This is a genomic window from Loktanella sp. PT4BL, from assembly GCF_003201935.1.
Taxonomy (GTDB): Bacteria; Pseudomonadota; Alphaproteobacteria; order Rhodobacterales; family Rhodobacteraceae; genus Yoonia.
Genome location: NZ_QJJL01000002.1, coordinates 707,948 through 722,867, shown reverse-complemented (window position 1 = coordinate 722,867; position 14,920 = coordinate 707,948). Strand labels below are relative to the sequence as shown.

The window sequence follows — 14,920 nt, the reverse complement described above, 5'->3', positions numbered from 1 at the left end:
AGTGCCTAAAAATTTTGCGTGTTCAAAGCGTTTTTTTCACAATTCGCGTCAATTTTTATTTTGACAACTGAATTTAATAAGTCATTCTAACGACCGTAGGGTCAAATGGCCCACGCCCCAATGCATGGGGCACACTATGGGAGGAAAACATGCATAAATCCGTTATCGCGGCAGCAATTGTGGCTGCCGGTTTCAGCACGTCTGCCTTTGCTGACGCCCACGGCATCACTGTCGGCGTAAGCTGGTCGGACTTTCAGGAAGAGCGCTGGAAAACTGACGAAGCAGCGATGCTTGGTGCGCTGGAAGCCGCTGGCGCTAGCTACCTGTCTGCCGATGCGCAGTCGTCCGCTACAAAGCAGCTGGCCGACGTTGAAAGCCTGATCACACAGGGTGTTGATGCCCTGATTATCCTTGCACAGGACGGCGCGTCCATCGGCCCGGCACTTGATGCTGCCGAAGCTGCCGGCATTCCTGTCATCGGTTATGACCGTCTGATCGAAGACCCGCGCGCATTCTACCTGACATTTGACAACGTCGAAGTTGGCCGGATGCAGGCGCGTGCCGTGTTCGATCTGGCGCCCGAGGGTAACTACGTCATGATCAAGGGCTCGCCAACCGATCCGAACTCCGACTTCCTGCGTGGCGGTCAGCAAGAGGTGCTGCAAGCTGCCATCGACAGCGGTGCGATCACCATCGTTGGTGAGACATACACCGATGGCTGGCAGCCTGCGAACGCACAGCGCAACATGGAGCAGATCCTGACACAGACCAACAACGAAGTTGACGCTGTTGTGTCTTCCAACGACGGCATGGCCGGCGGTGTTGTTGCGGCTCTGGCCTCTCAGGGTATGGACGGTATTCCTGTCTCCGGTCAGGACGGCGACCACGCAGCTCTGAACCGTGTAGCACTGGGTACACAGACCGTATCGGTCTGGAAAGACAGCCGTGCGCTGGGCCGCAATGCAGGCGAAATCGCTGTTGCATTGGCCAATGGCACAGCTATGGCTGACATCGAAGGGTCTGCCACATTCACATCACCCGGAGGTGTTGAAGTGAACTCCATGTTGCTGGCACCTTTGCCAATCACGCAAGACAACCTGGACGTTGTTCTGGAAGCTGGCTGGATTGAAAAAGACGTGCTCTGCCAGGGTGTGACAGGCCTCGCAGTCTGCGAATAATCTGAACCTACAAACAAAGGCCCCATCCGCAGTGTCGGGTGGGGCTTTCTTACAAGCCAACCCTGCCACGGGTTGAAAGGGGAGGGAACCAATGTCTGGCGGACTTGGTAAGCTAATCAAAACATTGCAAATCGACACGCGGCTCTTGGGCATGATCGGCGCATTCGTCATCATTGCGCTGGTGTTCCACGTTGCAACGGGGGGGACGTTCTTGACCCCGCGCAACCTGTTTACGCTGACATTGCAGACCGCATCGGTCGCGGTGATGGCCACGGGGATGGTGTTTGTCATCGTGACCCGCAACATTGACCTGTCCATCGGGTCCCTGCTGGGGATCGTGGGCATGATCATGGGTGTCATTCAGGTGCAAATCCTGCCTGATATCGTCGGTTTCGGCAGTCCCTCCATCTGGATTATTACTGTCCTTGCGGGCCTTTTGCTTGGCGCTGCTATTGGCGCGTTCCAAGGCTGGTTGATCGGTTACCTTCTGATCCCGTCCTTTATTGTCACCTTGGGCGGCCTGTTGATCTGGCGCGGTGGTGCTTGGTGGGTGTCCAAGGGCACAACCATTTCACCGCTTGATCCCAATTTCATCATGCTTGGCGGTGCGACCGGTACGATTGGTGTCACGGCAAGCTGGGCGCTGGCGATCGTTGGATCCATTCTGACAATCCTTTTTCTGATCAACACACGGCGCAAACACATCAGCCATGGCTTTGCGGTCAAACCGATGTGGGCCGAGTATGCGCTGGGCGCGATCCTTGTGGGTGCGATTTGCGGAGTCACCGCGATCATGAACGCCTATATGGTGCCAACACGCATCTTGCAGCGCCGGTTTGAAAGCGAAGGGCTCGAGATGCCCGAAGGCTATACCGAAGCCTACGGTTTCCCCATCTCGGTCCTGATCGTTCTGGCTGTCGCCATCGGTATGACGATCATCGCCAAGAAAACGCGCTTTGGCCGTTATATCTTTGCGATGGGTGGCAACCCAGACGCGGCAGAGCTGTCAGGCATCAATACGCGTTTGCTGACGGTCAAGGTCTTTGCCCTGATGGGCGCGCTGACAGCCATCGCTGCCGTCATCGCCTCGGCCCGTCTGGGATCTGCCGGATCATCCTTGGGTGAGCTGGACGAATTGCGCGTGATCGCGGCGGCCGTCATCGGTGGTACCGCACTGGCAGGGGGCGTCGGCACGATCTATGGCGCAATCCTTGGCGCATTGATCATGCAGGCACTCGTGTCAGGCATGGGCATGGTGGGCGTTGATTCACCACTGCAGAACATGATCGTGGGTGGCGTTCTCATCATCGCTGTCTGGATCGACATCATCTACCGCCGTAAAACAGGAGACGCATAATGAGCACCCCACTTTTGGAAATGCGCAATATTTCGATCCATTTTGGCGGGATCAAAGCAGTCGACAATGTGTCTATTGACGTGATGCCGGGCGAAGTTGTGGGCCTTTTGGGCCACAACGGGGCGGGTAAATCGACGCTGATCAAGATTCTCTCGGGTGCGTACAAGAAAGACGCCGGCGAGATTTTTGTCGACGGCAAGAAGGTTGAAATCAACAGCCCGATTGATGCGCGTATGCACAATATCGAGACGATCTATCAGACACTTGCCTTGTCGGATAACCTGGATGCGGCCTCGAACCTGTTCCTGGGTCGTGAGATCACAACCAAGTTCGGTTTGCTGGATGATACCGCGATGGAAGCGGAATCGCGCAAGATCATGGCGCGTCTGAACCCGAACTTTCAGCGTTTCTCGGAACCCGTCCGCTCGTTGTCCGGTGGCCAGCGCCAGTCCGTGGCAATTGCCCGTGCGGTCTATTTCAACGCGCGTATCCTGATCATGGACGAACCGACTGCGGCACTTGGTGTGCATGAAACGGCGATGGTTGCGGACCTGATCAAAGAGCTGAAAGCGCAAGGTCTGGGCATCTTCCTGATCAGCCACGACACGCGTGAAATGATGGAACTCTGCGACCGTGTGTCGGTGATGAAGAACGGCCAGTTGATCGGGACCGAGCGCGTCGAGGACGTGACCGAGGATGATATCCTGTCAATGATCATCATGGGCAAAAATCCCAAACGGGCCGCCTAATGTTCATTGGCCTTGATCTGGGAACATCGGGTCTCAAGGCTGTTTTGATCAACGATAGTCAGGCGATTATCGCGGAAGCGACAGCGCCACTGACTGCGGCACGTCCTCAGATGGGTTGGTCAGAGCAGGATCCTGCGGCGTGGCTGGATACCGCAGATGCCGTCATGCAGGCCCTCGCTGGGCAGGTCTCATTGGCGCAGGTGCGCGGCATCGGTTTGTCGGGGCAAATGCATGGTGCGACCTTGCTGGACCGCGATCATGCGGTGCTGCGCCCGTGTATCCTGTGGAACGATACGCGCGCGGCTGTGGAAGCGGCAGCGCTGGACGCCGATCCAAGGTTCCGTGAACTGACGGGCAATATCGTCTTTGCAGGCTTCACCGCACCGAAACTTGTCTGGGTGGCCAGACACGAGCCGGAAATTTTTACAAAAACGGCCCGTGTGCTCTTGCCCAAGGACTATCTGCGCCTTTGGCTGACGGGTGAGGCCGTGGCCGAGATGTCGGATGCCGCAGGCACAAGCTGGCTTGATGTCGGTAAACGCGACTGGTCGGATGATCTCTTGGCCGCGACCGGCATGTCGCGTGCGCAGATGCCACGCCTGGTCGAAGGCTCTGAGGTATCGGGGCAGTTGCGCGATAAGCTGGCCGAGCGCTGGGGCCTGCCCAAAGGTGTCGTTGTGGCAGGTGGCGGCGGTGACAATGCCGCGAGTGCCGTGGGCGTCGGTGTGGTCAAAGCGGGCGATGCTTTTGTGTCGCTGGGCACTTCTGGCGTGTTGTTTGCGGCTTCGGATGCCTATCAGCCGGATGCGGCGACAGCTGTGCACACCTTCTGTCACGCCCTTCCGGATACATGGCACCAGATGGGTGTGATCCTTGCCGCCGCCGATGCGCTGAACTGGTTTGCGAGGATCACGGATAAACCCTCGGCCACCCTGACGGGTGTTCTCGGGGAGTTGCAGCCTCCCGGGCGCACATTGTTTTTGCCCTATTTGGGCGGCGAGCGCACACCACATAATGATGCCAACATCCGGGGATCGTTCCTGCATCTGGACCACGGCACCGATCAGGTGGCGATGACGCGGGCTGTGCTTGAAGGCGTCACACACGCAATCCGCGACTGCTTTGACGCGCTGTCGGCGACAGGCACGCAGATCAACCGCCTGATCGCGGTCGGGGGCGGGTCGAAATCGGACTATTGGGTACAAGCGATCGCGACCTCTCTGGAGATGCCGGTGCAACTGCCTGTCGCAGGTGATTTTGGCGGTGCATTCGGCGCGGCCCGCCTTGGCATGATGGCTGCAACTGGTGCAGGGGTCGAGATTGCAATCGCCCCGCAAATTGCCCGCACGATTGATCCTGAACCCTCACTCACCGGCGCCTTTCACGAGGCGCACACAAGATACCGCGCTAGCTATGGCGCGTTGAAAGGACTGACATGACCGATTTTTTCAAGGGCATCCCCGCCATCACCTATGAAGGCCCGTCGACAGACAATGATTTCGCATTCCGCCACTACAACCCCGACGAGGTGGTGATGGGCAAGGCGATGAAGGACCATCTGCGTTTTGCGGCCGCCTATTGGCATTCCTTTGCATGGCCCGGTGGCGACCCTTTCGGTGGACAGACCTTCGACCGTCCATGGTTCGGCGACAGCATGGATGCCGCGCGGATGAAGGCCGATGTGGCCTTCGAGATGTTCCAGATCCTTGGCGTGCCGTATTTCTGCTTCCACGACGCCGATGTGCGGCCCGAAGGGGCGAGCTTTGCCGAGAGCACAAAGAACCTTGAGGCCATTGTCGATTACTTCGCCGAGAAGATGGAGGCGACCGGCGTCAAGCTGCTGTGGGGCACCGCGAACCTCTTTTCGCACCGCCGCTTCATGGCAGGGGCAGCCACGAACCCTGACCCTGATGTGTTTGCCTATTCGGCGGCCACCATCAAGACCTGCATGGATGCGACGATGAAGCTCGGCGGCGAGAACTATGTCCTCTGGGGCGGGCGTGAAGGCTATGAGACGCTGCTGAACACCGACATGGGCCGCGAACGCCAGCAGGCGGGGGCCATGTTGCAGATGGTTGTAGATTATAAACATAAGATGGGTTTCAAAGGCGCGATCCTGATCGAACCAAAGCCGCAGGAACCCACAAAACATCAGTATGATTATGATGTGGCGACGGTCTATGGCTTCCTGAAAGACTTTGGTCTTGAGGGCGAGGTCAAGATGAACATCGAACAGGGCCACGCGATCCTTGCGGGCCATTCTTTTGAACATGAGCTGGCCCTGGCGCGCGAATTGGGGATTTTCGGCTCGATCGATATGAACCGCAACGACTATCAGTCCGGTTGGGACACCGACCAGTTCCCCAACAATGTGCCCGAGATGGCCTTGGCCTATTACGAAGTGCTGCGCGCCGGTGGTTTCACCACAGGCGGGACGAACTTTGACGCCAAACTGCGCCGGCAGTCGCTGGATGCAGAGGATCTGATCCTCGCGCATGTGGGCGGGATGGATGCCTGTGCGGCGGGCCTGAAAGCGGCTGCGGCGATGCTGGAGGACGGCAAACTTGAGGCTGCACGCAACGCCCGTTATGCAGGTTGGGATACCGCCGAAGGGAAGGCGCTGCTGGCCAGTGATCTGGACAGCATCACGGCCAAGGTGCAGGCCGAGGGCATCAACCCAGAACCCCGTTCCGGCCGTCAGGAGCGGTTGGAAAATCTGGTGAACCGCTACCTGTGATCCCGCGCTCTTGTGCCGCCTGCCGCCCGTGCCTAACGTGGCTGCGGGCGGCAGAGGTGTGACAGCGTGATCGGCACAATTTTCAGAACTCTCGGGCGTAGATACATGGATGTGTCATTGCGCGCCGGTGCCGACTTTGAGGTCCGTATTGTCGAGTGTCCCGGGGTGTGGATGGATGAGGCCGCCCTTTCCGCGCTGAGCGCTGATCTGCGCCAAGTGGCGGCGCGCACGCTCGATGCGGGCAGCCTGACTTATGGCGTGTTTTCAGGGGATAAGTCGCGGATGGAAGCGGTGATTATCACGCTGGTCTCGCGCCGCGATGGCACCCCTGTTGCATTTAACGCTCTGGCGGTAATGAAGTTGGACACGGCCCCGCACCCGACTGAAGTCTTGCATCTCGGTCTGGTTATGGTGGACCCCGACGAGCGATCCAAGAACCTGTCATGGGTGCTTTATGGTCTGACCTGTTTTCTGATCTTTTTCCGCCGCCAGTTCCGCCCTGTCTGGGTCTCCAACGTCACGCAAGTCCCCGCTGTCGTGGGCATGGTCAGCGAGATGTTTTCCGATGTCTGGCCCAGCCCGAACAAGGGGCGGCGCACGCTGACACACCTGCTCCTTGCGCGCGAGATCATGGCCACCCGGCGGCATGTTTTCGGAGTGGGCGCAGACGCGGGTTTTGATGAAGAGCGCTTTGTCATTACCGATGCCTACACGGGCGGGTCCGATGATCTGAAAAAGACATGGGAGAGCGCGCCCAAGCACCGCGATGCGCGCTATAACGCCTTTTGCCAAGAGGCACTGGACTATGCCCGTGGCGATGATGTGCTGCAATTGGGTCAGATGGATGTGGCCGCTATGCGCACATACCTGACACGCGAAGTGCCGAAATCCGCGGTGATCGGATTGCTGCTGACAGGGGGGATCGTGGCGCTCAGACGTATTGTTTTGCCAGCGATCCATTGGGCCGATAGCACGCAGGAATGGGGGCACCTGCGCCCATATACGCGGCGCAACAAATGATTGCCGCCGCCACGATCATGACGCAGCTTTTCCTGTCTGCGGCGGCGTTGACGGGGCTCTTTGTGTTGCAAACCGTGCTGACGCGCCGTGATCGCGATGATCCGATCAACCGGCGGTTTCTGTTTGGCGTGCGGGTCACGATGGTGCTTTTTGCTGGGCGCGCGCTGATGATCCTCACAGGGATTGAGGCGTTTCGTATTCTCACCCTGCTTGGAGCTGCAATCATTCCTTTGGCGGTCTTGATCCTGACCGAGGGCTTGTTGCGCCGCCACGCGCCGCCATTGGTCAAGGCGGTGATCGGGGGCGGGGCTGTGGTCTTTGCGGTATCTTCGCTGTGGTATTCAGGCAGCATTGATCCCGCGCGGCTGTTTGCGCTTTTGGGATTTCAGTTACTGGGCTTCGTTTTGTCGGGGTGGCTGATCATAAGTCGCGACAAGGCCTCGTTATCTGTCACCGAAAACGCAATGGTCGTGCGCTTGGGGCTGTCGCTGATCCTGTTCATTCCGCTTGCGGCGGGTGATTTTCTGCTGCTCTCCATCGGTTTGCCGATCCAGTTCTCTGCGCTCGGGGTGCTGATCCTGTGCTGGCTGGCCATCGGCTTGGGGCGACCGCATCTCGGGCATCGCGCAACGCTTGTGAACCTCGCCGTTATGGTCGGGGCGGCTTGCGGCGTGGGGGCGATGATTGCCGCTTTTGCGCAATTGGGGCGCGATGGATATTTGCTTTCCATTGCCGCCATCATGACAACCCTGTTTGTCGTGGCGATCCTGAATGATGCCCGCGCGCTGCGTCTGGAAGAACAAAGCGTTGGTTTGTTGCGCCAGCTGGCTGTGGCGCGCACCGATGATCCGATGACGTTCCTGCGCGATCTGCAAGACCATCCGCTTGTGGAAGGCGCGGTTGTCGTCAGCGAAGAGAGCCTGCAGGGTTTGCAGGATGATGTGCTGGACCGGATTTTCGCAGCCGCCCCCGTCTTGCGCAGAAGCGACCCGCCGCAACTGGGACCAGTGGCCGATGATCATATCGCCTATCTGTTCGCGCGCTATTCTGCGACCCATGTGATGTTGGCGGCTTCGCGCCCAAGGGTGCTGGTCGCATTGGCGATGCCTTCGCTTGGCGCGTCGCCTTCGGCAGAGTTGGAATTGCAGATCGTGCAGCGTATGGCGGCTCTGATAGCCATGAGGAAAGGGGATCGTGATGAAGGATGACCGCGCGGAGGTGTTGCGGATTTTTCAGGCGGGCGTGAAGGCGGCCGATCCGTATCTGGCGGTTTCGGAAGCTGTGGACGACGTGCCTGTTCCTGCCTTGATCGTCGCGGTCGGCAAGGCAGCGCGGTCGATGGCCAAGGCGGCCTTGGTGCGGTTTGCAGGTGTGAAATGCCTCGTTGTGACGAACTACGAGAACGTCAGTGATCTGGATGGAGCAGTGGTGATGGCGGCTGGGCATCCCGTGCCCGATGAAAACGGCGCAGCGGCAGCGAAGGCCGTAATTGCAGCCTTGGATGCGGTGGAGGGTCCGGTGCTGGCGCTGATATCGGGGGGCGGGTCAGCTCTGTTGCCTGCGCCGGCGGGGGCGTTGACCCTTGCGGATAAAGCACGGGTGAATGACCTTCTGCTGGGATCGGGTCTTGATATCGTGGCGATGAACCTGATCCGCCAGCAGTTGTCTGACCTGAAAGGTGGCGGGTTTCTGCGTCATGCGGCCCCTTCGAAAGTAACGGCGCTGATCCTGTCAGATGTGATCGGCGATGATCTTTCGGCCATTGCGAGCGGTCCGACGGTTGGACCGATCGGGACAGCCGGACAGGCGATTGCTTTGTTGCAGGCGCATGGGTTGTGGGAGGACCTGCCCAAGGTCGTGCGTGATCATTTGCTGCAGGCAGCACCGCCCGCACCCTTGCCGGAGGCCCGCAATATATTGGTGGGGTCGAACGGGAAAAGCGTGGCCGCGATGAAAGATGCAGCCCCCGCAGCCCATATGATTGCAACACCGGTCACCGGTGATGTGGCCGATGCTGCGCGGATGATTTGTGATCAGGCGGTTGTCGGTACGACGGTCTGGGGAGGTGAAACCACCGTCGTTCTGCGCGGTACGGGACGCGGGGGACGCAATCAGGAACTGGCGTTGCGGATCGCGCAGGAGGCCGCGCTGCGCGGCTGGACAGACTGGACCTGCCTGCAAGCGGGCAGTGATGGCCGTGACGGGCCGACCGATGCAGCGGGGGGAATTGTCGATCAAGATACTCTTGGCAGGATTGGTAATCTGGACAGGCTGTTGGCAAATAACGACAGCTATGCCGCGCTGAAAGCTGCGGGTGATCTTCTGATAACAGATGCGACGGGCACCAACGTGGCCGACCTCGGGGTGATGATCCGGCGGGGCTAGGCACTCTACGGCGGTGTCGGAGCCTCCGGCGGGGATATTTTCGGGCCAATAATAACAGGGTGTAGTGAATTCAATCGACGGGGATGCCGCTGGGGACGCTGTCAGGGCGGCCCATCGGGCGGGTGTGGGCGGTTTCGCCGGTCAGCGCGTTCAGAAAGGCGATGAGGTCTGTGATTTCTGCTTCGGTCAAAGCAACGGGGCGCATGTCGATCGCGGCGGATTGTCGGGCCATTTCCAAACGGTCCTGACGGATCGCAAAGTCAGCCGCGGCGAGCCAGGGGACTTCGGGCAGGTTAGCTTGTGCCGGTGTCCATGCCGCACCCGTGCCCATGGGGTCGGCGTGGTGGCGGATGATACCGTCCAATGTGGCATAGGCACCGTTGTGGCCGTAGGGCGCGGTCAAGGCCACATTGCGCAATGAGGGTGTTCTGAACTTATAGGCATCCTGTGGCAGGTTCGTTTCGGCCATACGGCCCACATCGCGTGAAATCTGGTCCCAGGGCCGCGTGCGCCCGGGGCCGAAAGCGGGCAGGCCGATCGCATGGAAACTCTGATCGGTAAAAAGCGGCCCTGCGTGACAGGATGCGCAGCGACCCGTGAAGAAAAGTTGACGGCCCCGTTCGGCGTCCTCGGGCAGTGGCGTGCCCGCGAGCCATTTGTCATAGGGACTATCGTAGGATTGCCATTCGCTGATGATGAAAGCGCCCAAAGCGTTGCCGATTTCCACAATGGTCACATCAGCGGGTTCTTCAATGTGGTCAAAGGCCTGGACAAACATGTCGCCATAAGCGGGGATCGTGCGGACGCGTTTTGCAAGGATCGGCCAGGCCACATCAATGCGGTCATGAGTGGCGCCTGCGATTTCGTTTTCGCGGGGGTTTCCGGCCATCTCGAATTGCGACACCATGGGGAAAAGTGCCTGTGCAGCCACGAGGTTATCAAGGCCCGCAGGCAGCCATTCCTCGGCGGGGGAATCGTAGCCGTTGCCGTAGATATCCGAGCGCGTCAGGCGGCCGTCATGGAACAGCGTCTCAATGTCATTATGCCCGAGATTCCAAAGGCTTGGCGCGTTGCGGGGAATGCGTTTGCGGATCGCGTCTGGCCCTGATCCGGCGGTGCGCTCGGGGCCGACGCCGATGCCGCCTTCGCCAATCCCGAGCGAGAGGCCGTCACCGCCTGCGTGATCGTGATGGTGACAGGTCCCGCAGGAGATATTCTTGTTTCCTGACAGTATCTTATCGTAAAAGAGAAGCTGGCCGATGCGGGCTTGATCCGGGTCGACTTGGATGTAATCATCGGGGCTTATCCCCTGTGCCGTCGCCAGACTGGTGCCCAGAAAGAGCCCGAGGACTGCTGTATGGAACGCGTACACAACCTGTACACAACCTGTACATACATTTGTGCAACCTTGTTGTTTTTTGCGGCACCTGCGCAGGCCGATATGGAAGTGGCGCGCGATCTGATGGAGGCGGGCGACTATGCCGAGGCGCGCGCGCTCTTTGAGGTTTATGCGCGGTCCGGCAACGCCGAGGCTGAAGAGTTGATCGGTGTCATGTACGCGCTTGGCCTGGGCGTTGCACGCGATGACGAGCGGGCGTTTGACTGGTACTTGCGGGCGTCTTTGAAAGGGCATCCTGGCGCACAATCCGGCTTGGGGTGGTACTATGAAGTGGGCCGGGGCATCCCCGCGCCTGATATGGTGAGAGCGTATCTTTGGTACGCATTATCGGCAATAGGCGGGGACCCTGATGCGCTGGATTCGCTGGAATTGATCACCCCGCGTCTGACGCCGGAAGAACGCGCGCGGGCGGAAGTGCTGATTGATGACTACAAAGGCTGGATGTATCCGTTTCGCTGAATGGGTGGATATTTCCCAACAAAAACAGGATTTTTGTTTGTTTTCAGTGGCGCAAAGAGCGTGAAGACCTGCATATACCTTCGGTTTATTTCGCTGGTCTAAACCTTTGCTCGATTGAGAGGCCCTGTTTTTTGGGGCCAAGGTGGTCGCACTCACCTGCCGCGTTCGAGTGGCAATACTTCACGCCAAGGTGCGCAATACCGTACCGAGGACAAAGAAAAGAAAGACAGGATACGATGACAGACAAGACAACTTCAGTTTCACGCCGCCAGCTTTTGACACGGATCGGTGGCTTGGCCGCCGCCGCTTATACGGTTCCTGCATTTACAACGATGTCGATGGCGCATGCTTCGGACGGGGCCTCTGCACCTTCCTCCAACAGCCCGGCAAGCGCACCGAGCAACCCCAGCGCACCAAGTGACCCCAGTGGCCCAAGCAACCCGAGCTCACCAAGCAGCCCGAGCACACCAAGCATGTCTTCCGGACCAAGTGACTCTTCCACCGATGCGAATGGTTGCGCTGCGGGGACAAGCTGGGATGGCAGCACATACAATTCCAACGGAAAGGTTTGCACGCCCGACTAAGATGAATGTGTCCTTACACATCGCTTTGGTCAGTCTGACCCGTGTGGGCAGGTTGACCCATATCGCGGCCCCTGCAAAGGGGCCGCTTTGCCATGGCTGACAGTCCAGTCCAGTCTCTTGGGTTTGCCGGTCTGGATACACCCTTGCGTGTTGCCAATCCTGCTGTCGTGCGTCCTTTGCTGGATCCGGTGATGGCGGCTTGGCCCTTCACCGTGACCGAAAATGACCCGCCAGCCTCCGCTGCGTTTGCAACGATCAGTCCGGCAGAGACGGGTAAGTGGCGGCTCGAAGCGCCGCTGGCGGCCAAACCGGTCACCGAATATGATCCGGTAAACGCGATCTGTGATCTTGTGGTCGAAATGTCGTGGGAACGCCTGCGCAGTCGTCCGGATCTCTTGTGCCTGCATGCTGCTGCGCTCACTTTCAACGACCGCCTCGTGATCTTTCCCAATGCCCGCCGTGCCGGCAAAAGCCTATTGTCCGCGACGCTGGCACAGCGGGGGCATGCGGTCTTCTCTGATGATTTTGTCCTCTTACAGGTCACGCCGCAAACCGGTGCAATCAGCGGGATCGCCAATGGCATTGCGCCGCGTTTGCGTCTGCCTTTGCCGGATAACCTCTCTGCAACATTGCACAGTTGGATCATGGACCGGATTGCCGTGCGGAATAAGCAATACGGGTATCTGACGGGTATTGATTTGCCGCAATCAGGCACGACCGCACCGGTTGGTGCGATTGTTGTGCTTGAGGGCGATCCGACGATGACAGAGCCTGCGTCGCTGACGCCAGTGACCCAAGAAGCGGCGATGGCCTCGCTGGTCACACAGAATTTTGGCCGTCAGGTGCATGCCGGGGCCATTTTGCGGGTGGCGGAGGCATTGACCCGCACGGTGCCTGTGCTGCGGTTGCGCTATAACAGCGTTGAGGACGCAGCGGCGCTTTTGCATGAGACCCCGCTCTTGCGTGATTTGCCTGCAGCGCAGATGGCCGAGGCGGATATGTCTGCAACCTTGCCGCTGGCGCCGCTCGACCTTCCGGATGTGATGGTAGACAGGCCGGTTGATCTTGATTGCCACTTTGCAAAACTGCCGGATTTTACGGCCCTTGAGACCGGCACTGCTTTGTATCTTGCCGACGGCGACGGTTTCGCGATCCATCGGTTGAACCCGGTCTCTGCGATCATCTGGACACTGCTGGATGAAGGGCTGACCGGTGCCGAGATGGCTGAGGTCATGCAAGAGCTATACGGGGACGTCCCTGCCGAACGCTTGCGCGCGGATGTTGCGGGTGCATTGGAATTTTTATGGCAAGAACGGCTGATCGCGCCTTGCTCAACAAGACAAATGGAGGTCTGAAATGACCAAAGCCCAAGTTCTCAAAACCTTGCGCAGCCTGCATGGCTGGCTGGGGGTGATATTGTTGCCTTGGATCATCGTGATCGGTGCGACTGGGTTTTACCTCAACCATGCGCGGATGATCCTGGATGTGCTGGAGCCTGCCGCTTTCGAGGAAAGCAGTCTGCGCGCATGGGTGGGGGCGGCCCCTGTTGATGCCGATGCGGCGGCGTTGATTGCAGGACGTTCTTGGCCTGATGCGTCGTTGGCCGAGGCTGAACGCGTCGACTATCACGGGTTTGCGGCCTTTCAGTTTGAACATGACGATGGCAGCGTGATCGTGGCCGCTGATACAGGACATTACTGGGTGAAGACAGATTTCACCCGCAAGACCTTTGCCCCGGATGGCACACAAGTGCACAGCAAGATCTATTGGTCCACGATTTTCAAACGCATCCATACGCGGGGGTGGTTTGACAGAAGGTTCGCGAGCTGGCTGGCTGATATTACGGCAATATCGATGGTGCTGTTCGGGCTCACGGGCCTGCTGTTGTTCTGGCTGCCACGGGCGCGCCGCTTCAGACGGGCGGTTGGCTTGAAAGTATAGCCGACAAAAAAGGCCGCCCCGATGGAGCGGCCTTTCGTTTTTTCCGTGCCGGACCTTAGTTCAGGTCGCTGGCATAGTCGGCGGCCAGTTCGGCCTCGACCTCGGCTGTGGCTGCGATCAGCGCGTCCAGCATCTCACTACCGCCGTCCACGTTTTCACGGAACCATGCATATACGGGGGCTGCGGCTTCTGCGAAGGCCGCCTTCTCTTCCGGGCTTGGCACATAGATGTCGCCGCCACCTGCAACGAAGGCCTCGTAGGCTTCGATGGATTTGCGCTTGGGGGATGCGAAGGTTGCCTGCTGTAGCGCAGAGAAGCCGTCAACCAAAACGCGACGCAGGTCTTCTGGCATCGCGAGGAAGTTGTCGTTGTTCATCCACCACAGCGCACCCATGTAGGAGTGGCCGTCCAAGGTGAGGTATTGCAGGCCTGCATCGGGGAACTTCATGCCCATGATGTCGGTGATGCCATTGGCTGTACCTTCAACAACGCCTGTTTGCAGCGATGTGAACAGTTCCGGCCACGGGATCGGTGTCGCAGAGGCACCCATGGCTTCGACCAGTTGCACAGGCAGATCGGCCACAACGGTGCGCAGTTTCAGGCCGGCCAAATCGCTTGGCCCCTGCACGCGGCGTTCGGTGTTGGCAAAGTTGCGCCAGCCGCCGGTGTTGCCGACGGTCATCAGGCGCACGGTGTTGCCGCTGTCCTCAAGCGCCTTGTCGCGCAGGGTGCGGACGAAATCACCTGACAGAACGGCCTCGGCCACGCGGTCGGATGACATCAGGTAAGGCAGGTCAAGCACTTGCACATAGGGGAAGATGCCTGCGGCACCGCCGGATGTGGAAATGTAGACGTCGATGGAGCCTTCAGAGACACCTTCGAGGCATTCCGCACCGGTCGCGCACAGCTGGGTGCCGATGAAGAGTTCCACGGCAATGCGTCCGTTCGAGGCCGCTTCTACGTAGTTTTTGAACACGACCAGACCATCATAGTCCTCGTCGTTCTCGTTCGAGTTGGCCGTGGCGCGGATTGTGAAATCCTGTGCCCAGGCCGCCAGCGGGGTCGCCAGCAGTGCGGCGGTGGCCGCGATTTTTGTGAACTGTCTCAGCAT

At 59.1% G+C, this 14,920-nt stretch carries 14 protein-coding genes; 11 read left to right on the top strand and 3 right to left on the bottom strand.

Annotated features, from left to right (window positions below):
* The first annotated feature begins 149 nt into the window (after positions 1-149).
* The 8 genes from xylF to C7964_RS08480 all read left to right on the top strand — a co-directional run bounded on the left by xylF (position 150) and on the right by C7964_RS08480 (position 9,426).
* Positions 150-1,178, top strand: coding sequence for a D-xylose ABC transporter substrate-binding protein (gene xylF / locus C7964_RS08515; protein ID WP_181417136.1), 1,029 nt, complete (start codon positions 150-152; stop codon positions 1,176-1,178).
* Positions 1,179-1,269: 91 nt separating this feature from the next.
* Complete coding sequence (locus C7964_RS08510; RefSeq protein WP_110279223.1) at positions 1,270-2,535, top strand: sugar ABC transporter permease; 1,266 nt, start codon at positions 1,270-1,272, stop codon at positions 2,533-2,535.
* A complete protein-coding gene (locus C7964_RS08505) occupies positions 2,535-3,284 on the top strand; it encodes an ATP-binding cassette domain-containing protein (RefSeq protein WP_110279222.1) in 750 nt (249 codons plus the stop codon). Before C7964_RS08510 ends, C7964_RS08505 begins: the two co-directional genes overlap by 1 nt.
* Complete coding sequence (gene xylB, locus C7964_RS08500; protein ID WP_110279221.1) at positions 3,284-4,723, top strand: xylulokinase; 1,440 nt, start codon at positions 3,284-3,286, stop codon at positions 4,721-4,723. Before C7964_RS08505 ends, xylB begins: the two co-directional genes overlap by 1 nt.
* Positions 4,720-6,021, top strand: a complete 1,302-nt coding sequence (xylA, locus tag C7964_RS08495; protein ID WP_110279220.1) for a xylose isomerase — start codon at positions 4,720-4,722, stop codon at positions 6,019-6,021. The genes xylB and xylA overlap by 4 nt, the downstream gene beginning before the upstream one ends.
* 105 nt (positions 6,022-6,126) lie before the next feature.
* Positions 6,127-7,041, top strand: a complete 915-nt coding sequence (locus C7964_RS08490) for a hypothetical protein (protein WP_286163850.1) — start codon at positions 6,127-6,129, stop codon at positions 7,039-7,041.
* On the top strand, positions 7,038-8,249 hold the full coding sequence (locus C7964_RS08485) for a hypothetical protein (RefSeq protein WP_286163849.1): 1,212 nt from the start codon (positions 7,038-7,040) through the stop codon (positions 8,247-8,249). Before C7964_RS08490 ends, C7964_RS08485 begins: the two co-directional genes overlap by 4 nt.
* Positions 8,239-9,426: a glycerate kinase type-2 family protein gene (locus C7964_RS08480; protein ID WP_110279218.1), complete on the top strand. Its 1,188-nt coding sequence runs from the start codon at positions 8,239-8,241 to the stop codon at positions 9,424-9,426. Before C7964_RS08485 ends, C7964_RS08480 begins: the two co-directional genes overlap by 11 nt.
* Positions 9,427-9,496: 70 nt before the next feature.
* Here the strand turns inward: C7964_RS08480 and C7964_RS08475 are convergent, their stop codons facing one another.
* On the bottom strand, positions 9,497-10,750 hold the full coding sequence (locus C7964_RS08475) for a cytochrome-c peroxidase (protein WP_110279462.1): 1,254 nt from the start codon (positions 10,748-10,750) through the stop codon (positions 9,497-9,499).
* A gap of 33 nt (positions 10,751-10,783) precedes the next feature.
* Between C7964_RS08475 and C7964_RS08470 the strand changes: the two genes are divergently transcribed.
* On the top strand, positions 10,784-11,284 hold the full coding sequence (locus tag C7964_RS08470; protein WP_502693558.1) for a tetratricopeptide repeat protein: 501 nt from the start codon (positions 10,784-10,786) through the stop codon (positions 11,282-11,284).
* 307 nt (positions 11,285-11,591) lie between these two features.
* Here the strand turns inward: C7964_RS08470 and C7964_RS08465 are convergent, their stop codons facing one another.
* Positions 11,592-11,831: a hypothetical protein gene (locus tag C7964_RS08465; RefSeq protein WP_146214840.1), complete on the bottom strand. Its 240-nt coding sequence runs from the start codon at positions 11,829-11,831 to the stop codon at positions 11,592-11,594.
* Positions 11,832-11,960: 129 nt separating this feature from the next.
* On the opposite strand from C7964_RS08465, the gene C7964_RS08460 reads away from it, so the two are divergent.
* On the top strand, positions 11,961-13,223 hold the full coding sequence (locus C7964_RS08460; protein ID WP_110279216.1) for a PqqD family peptide modification chaperone: 1,263 nt from the start codon (positions 11,961-11,963) through the stop codon (positions 13,221-13,223).
* 1 nt (position 13,224) lies between these two features.
* Positions 13,225-13,809, top strand: a complete 585-nt coding sequence (locus C7964_RS08455) for a PepSY domain-containing protein (RefSeq protein ID WP_110279215.1) — start codon at positions 13,225-13,227, stop codon at positions 13,807-13,809.
* A 55-nt stretch (positions 13,810-13,864) separates the two neighbouring features.
* Here C7964_RS08455 and dctP read toward each other — a convergent pair whose 3' ends face one another.
* The gene (dctP, locus tag C7964_RS08450) at positions 13,865-14,920 is read right to left on the bottom strand and encodes a TRAP transporter substrate-binding protein DctP (RefSeq protein ID WP_110279214.1); all 1,056 of its coding nucleotides are present in this window, start codon (positions 14,918-14,920) and stop codon (positions 13,865-13,867) included.